At 52.4% G+C, this 11,022-nt stretch carries 9 protein-coding genes; 3 read left to right on the forward strand and 6 right to left on the reverse strand.

What is annotated here, in order from left to right:
* Positions 1-430: 430 nt before the first annotated feature.
* From folK to thpR, 6 genes are all read right to left on the reverse strand, one after another.
* Entirely contained in the window at positions 431-910 is a 480-nt protein-coding gene (gene folK / locus EQY_RS0107940; protein ID WP_000215155.1) for a 2-amino-4-hydroxy-6-hydroxymethyldihydropteridine diphosphokinase, read from the reverse strand.
* Positions 907-2,304, reverse strand: a complete 1,398-nt coding sequence (gene pcnB, locus EQY_RS0107945; protein ID WP_204116109.1) for a polynucleotide adenylyltransferase PcnB — start codon at positions 2,302-2,304, stop codon at positions 907-909. The genes folK and pcnB overlap by 4 nt, the downstream gene beginning before the upstream one ends.
* A gap of 59 nt (positions 2,305-2,363) precedes the next feature.
* Positions 2,364-3,260 (reverse strand): tRNA glutamyl-Q(34) synthetase GluQRS, encoded by an 897-nt coding sequence (gene gluQRS, locus EQY_RS0107950; RefSeq protein WP_038808913.1) that lies wholly within the window; start codon positions 3,258-3,260, stop codon positions 2,364-2,366.
* A gap of 66 nt (positions 3,261-3,326) precedes the next feature.
* Positions 3,327-3,782, reverse strand: a complete 456-nt coding sequence (dksA, locus tag EQY_RS0107955) for an RNA polymerase-binding protein DksA (RefSeq protein ID WP_001155227.1) — start codon at positions 3,780-3,782, stop codon at positions 3,327-3,329.
* A gap of 177 nt (positions 3,783-3,959) precedes the next feature.
* On the reverse strand, positions 3,960-4,664 hold the full coding sequence (gene sfsA, locus EQY_RS0107960) for a DNA/RNA nuclease SfsA (protein ID WP_000672747.1): 705 nt from the start codon (positions 4,662-4,664) through the stop codon (positions 3,960-3,962).
* A gap of 14 nt (positions 4,665-4,678) precedes the next feature.
* Positions 4,679-5,209: an RNA 2',3'-cyclic phosphodiesterase gene (thpR, locus tag EQY_RS0107965; RefSeq protein ID WP_001294672.1), complete on the reverse strand. Its 531-nt coding sequence runs from the start codon at positions 5,207-5,209 to the stop codon at positions 4,679-4,681.
* Positions 5,210-5,282: 73 nt separating this feature from the next.
* Between thpR and hrpB the strand changes: the two genes are divergently transcribed.
* The 3 genes from hrpB to EQY_RS0107985 all read left to right on the forward strand — a co-directional run.
* On the forward strand, positions 5,283-7,712 hold the full coding sequence (gene hrpB, locus EQY_RS0107970) for an ATP-dependent helicase HrpB (protein ID WP_024212459.1): 2,430 nt from the start codon (positions 5,283-5,285) through the stop codon (positions 7,710-7,712).
* Positions 7,713-7,906: 194 nt separating this feature from the next.
* A complete protein-coding gene (gene mrcB, locus EQY_RS0107980; RefSeq protein ID WP_000918200.1) occupies positions 7,907-10,411 on the forward strand; it encodes a bifunctional glycosyl transferase/transpeptidase in 2,505 nt (834 codons plus the stop codon).
* 326 nt (positions 10,412-10,737) lie between these two features.
* Positions 10,738-11,022: helix-turn-helix domain-containing protein (locus EQY_RS0107985; RefSeq protein ID WP_000986362.1), on the forward strand; the 285-nt coding region annotated here is incomplete at its 3' end.

Below are 11,022 nucleotides of genomic sequence, written 5' to 3' on the forward strand. Positions count from 1 at the left end.
TTGAATAGCTATTTATTTTAGAGCAAGCGGTTAGGTGAGTATAAGAGTGTTTATAAGGTTGGCTTGATTGGTAACTCATTGATTTTTTTAATTTTATTATTTTTCTTGTGATTGATTGTGGTGTGTCATTTTTATTATATATATATTTTAGTGTGTCATTTTGTATGCATTAGTTTTTCTGTATTTACATATTAGATTATCTTAATATAAAGTTTAATATTATTAATATGTACGTTAATTTTCATGTGTTTTTTTTGCCCATTTGTGCCTTTCTTGGGGGGATCTCACTTTTTTTTGATCTTAATTATCTAAAAGAAGAAAGGAATTTTAACCATAAAGATTATGACTGGCATATCAGAGGCAAGAACCAGGTTACTGATGCGTATTTCACTACGCATACTAGCTTGAATAATTAGAAAGGGGAGGGTGATTACCAGCGTGGTAAGGGACAAGAAGCATTGCTCGTTAATAAACTTTGCAATGTCTCTCCATCAGGGAAAATTAATTCCGGCGCAATCTCAAACAGCGGCCACAGCATAAATCCACGATTTTTCATATCGTAGTGCGGAACGGTCAGGCGCTCGGTGTTAATCACCTGATTGCCAAACAACATAATGTCTAAATCGAGCGTGCGCGGCCCCCAGCGTTCGGCTTTACGGACGCGACCTTGCTGCAATTCAATACGCTGTGTGTAATTGAGTAACTCTTCGGGCGCGAGTGCGGTTTCCAGCGCCACGGCGGCGTTGAGGTAATCAGGTTGATCCTGCGGCCCCAGCGGTGGGGTGCGGTAAAACGAAGAAACGGCAAGAATGCAGCTTTCAGGGATATCACCGATTGCTTTCACGGCAGCATTGACCTGCTCCAGTGGAGAGGCCAGATTGCTGCCTATGGCAATATACGCCACTGTCATGCGGTGCCCTCACGACGCGGCGCGCGTTTGCGTGGGCGACGAGTACGACGACGCGTTGACGGTTCCTCGTCCAGTTCGTTAAGCATCCCTTTTTGATCCGGCGGCGCGGAAACCTGGAACTCACCCCACCATTTCACCAGACGTTGCAGTTCAGCGTTACGCTCAACTTCAGCTCGCAAGGCCAACAGGTCGTAAGCCGCACGGAACTTAGGATGCTCCAGCAGCTTCCACGCACGTTTACCCTGACGACGAGACATACGCAACTGTAGCTGCCAGATGTCGCGCGTTAAGGTAGTAAGACGTTTCGGGATCGCCAGTGAACGGCAGGCTTCGTCCAGCACATCGTTCATCGCCAGTGCGAAAGCGTCGTGATAGGTCAGGCCACTCTCCTGAGCGATCTTCTGTGCCGTCTCCAGCAGCGGATACCAGAACATGGCGGCAAACAAGAACGCCGGGTTCACACGCATATCGTTATGGATACGCGTGTCGGTATTCTTCAGTACCTGCTCAATAATGCGCTCCATCGGACTGTCGCCATTTTCCGTGAAGTAACGGGTAATGGTCGGGAACAGCGGCTGGAACAGATGATATTCACACAGCAGTTTATAGGTTTCGTAACCGTATCCCGCTTGTAGCAGTTTAAGAGACTCTTCAAACAGGCGTGCCGGAGGAATATCGTTCAATAAGGTAGCGAGGCGGGGGATCGGTTCTGCGGTTTCTGGGCTGATGCGCATCCCCAGTTTTGCAGCAAAACGTACCGCGCGCAGCATCCGTACCGGATCTTCACGGTAGCGCGTTTCCGGATTACCAATCAGACGGATAACGCCGTCTTTCAGATCCTTCATGCCGCCAACGTAATCGCGAACAGTAAAATCCGCGACGCTGTAATACAGGCTGTTGATAGTGAAATCGCGGCGTTGGGCGTCTTCTTCGATGGAACCGAAAATGTTGTCGCGTAGCAACATGCCGTTTTGCCCGCGTTGGGAGGTTGTGCGGTCGCTGACGTTACCTTCGTGGTGTCCACGGAAGGTTGCGACTTCGATAATCTCCGGGCCAAACATCACATGAGCAAGACGGAAACGGCGACCCACCAGGCGGCAGTTACGGAATAGTTTACGCACCTGCTCAGGCGTAGCGTTGGTGGTCACGTCAAAATCTTTCGGCTTTTTGCCAAGTAACAGGTCGCGCACGCCGCCGCCAACCAGCCAGGCTTCGTATCCCGCTTTATTGAGCCTGTACATTACCTTCAGGGCATTTTCACTGATATCTTTGCGGGAGATAGCATGTTGCTCACGCGGGATCACCGTTACCTGGGGACGGGCGGCAGCCTGTTCAGCTTCGCTTTCCTCGCGGCTTAGCACCTTGCGGCAAAAATTAGCGACTCGGGTAAAAATAGTACACCTCGGTAGTGTCAAACATCATTCAGGACAAAAAAATAGCGGCTAATCATAGCTCAGCATGACGCATTTGAGAATGTTGAATTTACAATTGCCGACTCAGGCACGGCGGTCAGCGTCCAGTTTTTGACGGCAGACTGAAGGATTTGCTCGACGCTGAAATCCTGCCAGTGTGTTTCTGTCTGCTGACCCAAAAATTGAAGCGCGGCGATTAACACCGGGCGCGGATCGCCTTTCGGTAACGCAGGCGCATGATTCTGCTTGGAAAGTTTAGCGCCTTGTGCGTTAAGTGCCAGCGGCAAATGAATGTAATCTGGCACTTGCCAGTCAAAAAGCTGGTACAGCGAGATTTGTCGCACCGTCGGTTCGATCAAATCTGCGCCACGGACAATTTCGCTCACGCCCTGGAAGTGATCGTCAACCACCACCGCCAGGTTATAGGCGAACAAACCATCACGGCGATGAATAATAAAATCTTCCCGCGCCAGTTTTTCGTCGGCGTGAATAATACCGCGCAACTGATCGGTAAACTGGATGACCGGATGCTGCTGGCGGATGCGTACTGCGGCGTTTTCTGAACCATGATGTAATTCACGGCAATGACCGTCGTAAATACCGCCAATGCTGTGAATACGCGCACGCGTACAGGTGCAGTAATAACTTAGCCCTTGCTCACGTAACCAGACGAGTGCTTCACGATAGGCGTCATGACGTTGCGATTGCCAGAGAACATCGCCGTCCCAGTGCAGACCGTAATGTTCCAGCTGGCGCAGGATTGTCTCTGCGGCACCGGGAACTTCACGAGGCGGGTCGATATCTTCAATGCGTACCAGCCAGCGACCTTGCCGGGCGCGTGCCTGTAGATAGCTACCAAGCGCGGCAATCAGAGAGCCAAAATGAAGCTCGCCGGAAGGAGAGGGGGCGAAGCGACCAATATAGTGTGTGTCTGTCATCTCGTTGAACAAAAAATAAGGCGGGAGCATTTCCCGCCTGTGGTAAACGTGATGGAACGGCTGTAATTAGCCAGCCATCTGTTTTTCGCGAATTTCAGCCAGCGTTTTGCAGTCGATGCACAGATCGGCTGTCGGGCGCGCTTCCAGACGACGAATACCAATTTCAACACCGCAGGATTCGCAGTAGCCGAAATCTTCGTCTTCCACTTTTTTCAGCGTCTTCTCGATCTTTTTGATCAGCTTACGCTCGCGATCGCGGTTACGCAGTTCGAGGCTGAACTCTTCTTCCTGGGCTGCACGGTCTACCGGATCCGGGAAGTTGGCTGCTTCATCCTGCATATGTGTAACGGTGCGATCGACTTCATCCCTGAGTTGATTACGCCATGCTTCCAGAATACGACGGAAGTGCGCCAGCTGGGCTTCATTCATATACTCTTCGCCCGGCTTCTCCTGATATGGTTCCACCCCAGCGATGGCGAGAATACTCAGGGACGATGTTTTACGGTTTTGCCCTTCTTGCATGTTGCTTCTCCTTAACACGCACTATCGATCCCCATGTTCGGGGGAAAAATGAGGCCGCTATAAATAGCAGATGCTTTTCCGGATAGCAATTATCTAAACGTAACACTTGACAACTGTGTGAGGAAAAGCGTATTTGCGCACGCGACCAGAATGTAAATTAACCAGTTACTTACTTTACTACAATGTAACCGGCAGTGATTTTTTAAGAGCCATGCTTTCAGCAGAAAGTTCCGCTTTATAAGCCAGAATTTCCACCCCCTTTTGTTGAGCCTCTGACAATAGTTGCGCGTATTTCTCATCGATGTGGCGCGCGGGTGAAAACCGTGTAATGGCTGAATGCAGCACGGCAAAAAAAATCACTGCACGCTGACCTTCAGCTGCTACGCTCATCAACTCCCGAAGATGTTTCTGACCTCGTTCAGTGACTGCATCGGGAAAGTATCCCTGTTCATTTTCCGCTAACGTAACCGATTTCACTTCAATATAGCAGTCAGGTCGAAACCTCGCCTGTAACATGAAGTCAATACGACTGCGCTCGGCGCCGTATTTTACTTCGCTTTTCAGCGAGCTATAGCCTGACAGTTCCGAAATATCCCCATTGAGGATAGCCTCTTTCGTCAATCTGTTTGCCCAAAGTGTATTGACGCAAATAAATGCACCGCTTTGGCTTTGGGTCAATTCCCAGGTGTGCGGATATTTCCGTTTTGTGTTGTCGGAAGTGGAATACCAGACGGTATCGCCAGGCGTTGCACAACCGGTCATCGCACCAGTATTAGGGCAGTGTAGCGTTAATTCGCGACCATCGGGTGTGATCACATCAGCTAAAAAGCGTTTATAACGCTGAACCAGCGTGGCGCGTTGTAGAGGGGGTGAAAATTTCATTGTGACAACCCTTGTTATTGCGTCAGTGTCCAGCGTTTTAGCGGCGTGTAGCGTGTGCGCCCACGGGCAAACGAGGAGGCGTAAAGAGTGAACTCCGTCACCGTATATGACCAGTTAAAACCTGGCGGCGGGATTGTCACCGCCTCGCTGGCGTCGCGCAATAAGGTGATATGCGGATGAAACGGTCGATTGCTTTGAAAACAACCACTGCGGGCGGCCTGCGAACGGAGCATATTTGCTAACTGGATTAAGCCGCGCGGTGGCTGACGCATCCCTAACCACACCACGCGCGAACGCAGCCACTGACCGGCGTCATCAAGCGTCAGAGTGAATCCCGGTTGACGAATCCGTCCGGCTAAAAGAGAAAGCGCCTTCTCTTTCTCTGCGCTCACTTCGCCTAAAAACGCCAGCGTCAGATGCAAATTTTCGGCGGCAACCGGACGCCCGGCTTCAGGCGGAAATTGTGCGGCGCGCCAGTGGATAATCTGCTCGCGAATTTCTGCGGGTAAGTCGATGGCAAAGAACAGCCGTTGCGGTTCAGACATGTGAGGTACTCGGTTATGAATTACCGCGATGCTACAATGTGGCGCGAAGAATGTTAACCCTCAGGAGCGTTTTGTGTCGTCGTTGCCCGTTGCTGCCGTCTTACCTGAATTACTTGCTGCTCTCGATACCGCACCGCAGGTGTTATTAAGCGCGCCGACCGGAGCCGGGAAATCGACCTGGTTGCCGCTGCAACTGCTGGCGCATCCAGGCATTAACGGAAAAATTATCCTGCTGGAGCCACGGCGTCTGGCGGCACGTAACGTTGCGCAACGACTGGCGGAGCTGCTTAACGAAAAGCCTGGTGACACGGTTGGCTACCGGATGCGTGCGCAAAACTGCGTGGGGCCGAATACCCGACTGGAAGTGGTTACGGAAGGCGTGCTGACGCGCATGATCCAACGCGACCCAGAGCTGAGCGGCGTCGGTATGGTGATCCTCGATGAATTTCACGAGCGTAGCTTGCAGGCGGATTTGGCGCTGGCACTATTGCTGGACGTGCAACAAGGGCTGCGCGATGACTTAAAACTGCTCATTATGTCGGCCACGCTGGATAACGATCGTTTGCAACAAATGCTGCCGCAAGCGCCGGTTATTGTTTCCGAAGGACGTTCGTATCCAGTAGAACGTCGCTATTTGCCGCTGTCCACACATCAACGCTTTGACGAGGCTGTCGCGGTTGCTACCGCCGAATTGCTGCGTCAGGAAAGCGGATCATTACTCTTATTTTTACCCGGCGTCGGAGAAATTCAGCGCGTTCAGGAACAACTGTCTTCGCGCATCGGCAGTGATGTGTTGCTCTGCCCGCTGTATGGCGCGTTGTCGCTGAACGAGCAGCGAAAAGCGATCCTTCCGGCACCGCAAGGAATGCGTAAAGTGGTGCTGGCAACCAATATCGCTGAAACCAGTTTAACCATCGAAGGTATTCGCCTGGTGGTGGATTGTGCCCAGGAGCGTGTAGCGCGCTTTGATCCGCGCACGGGGCTTACGCGATTGATTACTCAACGCGTTAGTCAGGCATCAATGACGCAACGCGCCGGGCGTGCCGGGCGTCTGGAACCGGGTATCTGTCTGCATTTAATCGCCAAAGAACAAGCAGAACGCGCTGCCGCGCAAAGTGAACCGGAGATCTTACAAAGCGATCTCTCCGGTTTGCTGATGGAATTACTGCAATGGGGATGCAGCGATCCGGCGCAGATGAGTTGGCTTGATCAACCGCCAGCGGTGAATCTACAGGCCGCGAAACGCCTGTTAGGGATGCTGGGGGCACTGGACGGCGAACGGCTTAGTGCGCAAGGGCAAAAAATGGTGACACTGGGTAACGATCCTCGTTTAGCGGCAATGCTGGTGAGCGCGAAGAGCGACGACGAAGCCGCAACCGCCGCAAAAATTGCTGCCATTCTCGAAGAGCCGCCACGGATGGGGAATAGCGATCTGGGTGTGGCGTTTTCGCGCAATCAACCGACCTGGCAGCAACGCAGTCAACAGCTATTAATACGCTTAAATGTGCGTGGCGGCGAGGCAGACAGTTCGCTTATCGCGCCGTTACTTGCTGAGGCGTTTGCCGATCGCATTGCTCGTCGTCGTGGGCAAGAAGGGCGCTATCAGCTGGCGAACGGCATGGGAGCGATGCTGGACACCGATGATGCCTTAAGCCGCCATGAATGGCTGGTCGCTCCGTTATTATTGCAGGGCAGCGCCTCGCCGGATGCGCGAATTTTACTGGCGCTACCGGTCGATATCGATGAGTTAATACAGCGTTGTCCGCAGCTATTACGGCAGTCTGATACCGTTGAATGGGACGATGTGCAAGGCACACTAAAAGCCTGGCGTCGGTTGCAGATTGGTCAGCTCACAGTAAAAGTACAGCCGCTGGCGAAACCGTCGGAAGATGAATTACATCATGCAATGCTCAACGGTATTCGCGATAAAGGTCTCAGTGTACTTAACTGGACACCGGAAGCGGAACAGCTACGTTTGCGTTTGCTGTGTGCTGCGAAGTGGCTACCGGAATATGACTGGCCAGCGGTTGATGAGGCAAATTTGCTGGCGACGCTGGAAGCGTGGTTGTTGCCACATATGAGCGGTGTACATTCACTGCGTGGCCTGAAATCACTCGATATTTACCAGGCGCTGCGCGGATTACTTGATTGGGGAATGCAGCAACGGCTGGATAGTGAACTTCCTGCGCATTACACTGTGCCGACGGGAAGCCGGATCGCCATTCGTTATCATGAAGATAACCCTCCTGCGCTGGCGGTGAGAATGCAGGAGATGTTTGGCGAGGCCACCAATCCGACAATTGCCCAGGGGCGCGTGCCGTTGGTGCTGGAGTTGCTTTCACCCGCCCAAAGGCCGCTGCAAATCACGCGTGATTTAAGCGCCTTCTGGCAGGGGGCGTATCGCGAAGTGCAAAAAGAGATGAAAGGGCGTTATCCCAAACATGTCTGGCCGGACGACCCCGCCAACACCGCGCCGACGCGCCGGACGAAAAAATATTCGTAAAACGGGTATGGGCAGTCCCCTCGCCCCTATGGGGAGAGGGATAGGGTGAGGGGTAATGTGCGCGCTGATGCCCTCACCCCGACCCTCTCCCACAGGGAGAGGGAGAAAAGCAATTTTGAGAGATATCTTCTTCTGTCTTGCAACGGAAGAACAGAAAATCGGGCTTTTGCGCCTGAATATTGCGGAGAAAAAGTATGGCCGGGAATGACCGCGAGCCAATTGGACGCAAAGGGAAACCGACGCGTCCTGTCAAACAAAAGGTAAGCCGTCGTCGTTACGAAGATGACGATGATTATGATGACTATGAGGATGAAGAACCGATGCCGCGCAAAGGTAAGGGCAAAGGGCGTAAGCCTCGTGGTAAACGCGGCTGGCTCTGGCTGCTACTGAAACTGGGCATCGTATTTGCGGTGTTAATCGCCGTTTACGGGGTTTATCTCGATCAAAAAATTCGCAGCCGTATTGATGGCAAGGTCTGGCAATTGCCAGCGGCAGTTTATGGTCGGATGGTAAACCTTGAGCCAGACATGACCATCAGCAAGAACGAGATGGTGAAACTGTTAGAGGCGACCCAATATCGTCAGGTGTCGAAGATGACCCGTCCTGGCGAATTTACCGTGCAGGCTAACAGCATTGAGATGATCCGCCGTCCGTTTGATTTCCCGGATAGTAAAGAAGGGCAGGTGCGTGCGCGCCTGACCTTTGATGGCGATCATCTGGCGACCATCGTCAATATGGAGAACAACCGTCAGTTCGGCTTCTTCCGTCTTGATCCGCGCCTGATCACCATGATCTCCTCGCCAAACGGTGAGCAGCGTCTGTTTGTGCCGCGCAGTGGATTCCCGGATCTGCTGGTGGATACCTTGCTGGCGACGGAAGACCGTCATTTCTACGAGCATGATGGGATCAGCCTCTACTCAATTGGGCGTGCGGTGCTGGCAAACCTGACCGCCGGTCGCACGGTGCAGGGGGCGAGTACGCTGACGCAACAGTTGGTGAAAAACTTGTTCCTTTCCAGTGAGCGTTCTTACTGGCGTAAAGCGAACGAAGCTTATATGGCGCTGATCATGGATGCGCGTTACAGCAAAGACCGCATTCTTGAGCTGTATATGAACGAGGTGTATCTCGGTCAGAGCGGTGACAACGAAATCCGTGGTTTCCCGCTGGCGAGCCTGTACTACTTTGGTCGTCCGGTGGAAGAGTTGAGCCTTGACCAGCAGGCGCTGTTAGTCGGTATGGTGAAAGGCGCGTCAATTTACAACCCGTGGCGTAACCCAAAACTGGCACTGGAGCGACGTAATCTGGTGCTGCGATTGCTGCAACAACAGCAGATTATTGATCAAGAACTCTACGACATGTTGAGCGCGCGTCCGCTGGGCGTTCAGCCGCGCGGTGGGGTAATCTCTCCACAGCCTGCTTTTATGCAACTGGTACGTCAGGAGCTGCAGGCGAAACTGGGCGATAAAGTGAAAGATCTCTCCGGCGTGAAGATCTTCACTACCTTTGACTCGGTGGCTCAGGACGCCGCAGAAAAAGCCGCCGTGGAAGGTATTCCGGCACTGAAGAAACAGCGTAAGTTGAGCGATCTGGAAACGGCGATCGTGGTTGTTGACCGCTTTAGCGGTGAGGTTCGTGCCATGGTCGGTGGTTCGGAACCGCAGTTTGCGGGTTATAACCGTGCGATGCAGGCGCGTCGTTCGATTGGTTCACTGGCAAAACCAGCGACTTATCTGACGGCCTTAAGCCAGCCGAAAATCTATCGTCTGAACACGTGGATTGCCGACGCCCCCATCGCGCTGCGCCAGCCGAACGGTCAGGTCTGGTCACCGCAGAACGATGATCGCCGCTATAGCGAAAGCGGCAGAGTGATGCTGGTGGATGCGTTGACCCGTTCTATGAACGTGCCAACGGTAAATCTGGGGATGGCGCTGGGGCTGCCTGCGGTTACGGACACCTGGATTAAGCTGGGCGTGCCGAAAGATCAGCTGAATCCGGTTCCGGCTATGTTACTGGGGGCGTTGAACTTAACGCCAATCGAAGTGGCGCAGGCATTCCAGACTATCGCCAGCGGAGGTAACCGCGCACCGCTTTCTGCACTGCGTTCAGTGATTGCTGAAGATGGTAAAGTGCTGTATCAGAGTTTCCCGCAGGCGGAACGCGCTGTTCCGGCGCAGGCGGCGTATCTGACATTGTGGACCATGCAGCAGGTTGTACAACGCGGTACGGGTCGTCAGCTTGGGGCGAAATATCCAAATCTGCATCTGGCAGGGAAAACAGGGACTACCAACAACAACGTTGATACCTGGTTTGCGGGCATTGACGGCAGCACGGTGACCATCACCTGGGTTGGCCGCGATAACAACCAGCCAACTAAACTGTATGGCGCCAGTGGGGCGATGTCGATTTACCAGCGTTATCTGGCGAACCAGACGCCAACGCCGCTGAATCTTGTACCGCCGGAAGATATTGTGGATATGGGCGTGGACTACGACGGTAACTTTGTTTGCAGCGGTGGTATGAGAACCTTGCCAGTATGGACCAGCGATCCTGATTCGTTGTGCCAGCAAAGCGAGATTCAACAGCAGCCGTCGGGCAATCCGTTTGATCAGTCTTCTCAGCCGCAGCAACCTGCGCAACAGGAGCAGAAAGACAGCGACGGCGTAGCAGGCTGGATCAAGGACATGTTTGGCAGTAATTAACGTTCTCAGGCAGTAATGCGTTGATACTAATGGCAGGTTCTCTGTTGATACAGGGAACCTGCTAAATTTAGTGGGATGCAAATATCAGAAGAAATTGACCTGTTTAATATTCAACGCAATGAATTTAAATATTTTTTGCGTGAAACATTCTTCCTTTGATGCCAACAGACATCCTCTCAGAATAGTCGATGAAAGCGTATCGACACAGCCTTTGCCGGACTTAATGAGAAAGCGAATCAAAAAGGTAAATAGTGAATGACTATAGCAGTGCACGCTAATGAGGTATCTCTCAACGTTGTTATTGGTATTAATGAGGGGGGCAAAAGATGATGCGCTCTGGTCAGCAAGTATCACATCCTGAGAATCACTATCAGGCATTATTGCAGGAAATTATGGCATTAAGTGGCCTGGATCCGAAAGGCGTGGCGCAGTATCTCGGCACTTCTTACATTTCAGTTGCTCGCTGGATTCGCGGGGATATTGAACCCAGTGCCGATACGATAAAAGAATTGCATGAGCTACTTGCGAAGCTCAATGCGGGTCTGGCGATCGATCTTGCGAATCTGAATACGACACGAACATTCGCCTCTCGTGGGATACGTAAAAAAACG

Source organism: Escherichia sp. TW14182 (assembly GCF_000208525.1).
Lineage (GTDB): Bacteria > Pseudomonadota > Gammaproteobacteria > Enterobacterales > Enterobacteriaceae > Escherichia > Escherichia ruysiae.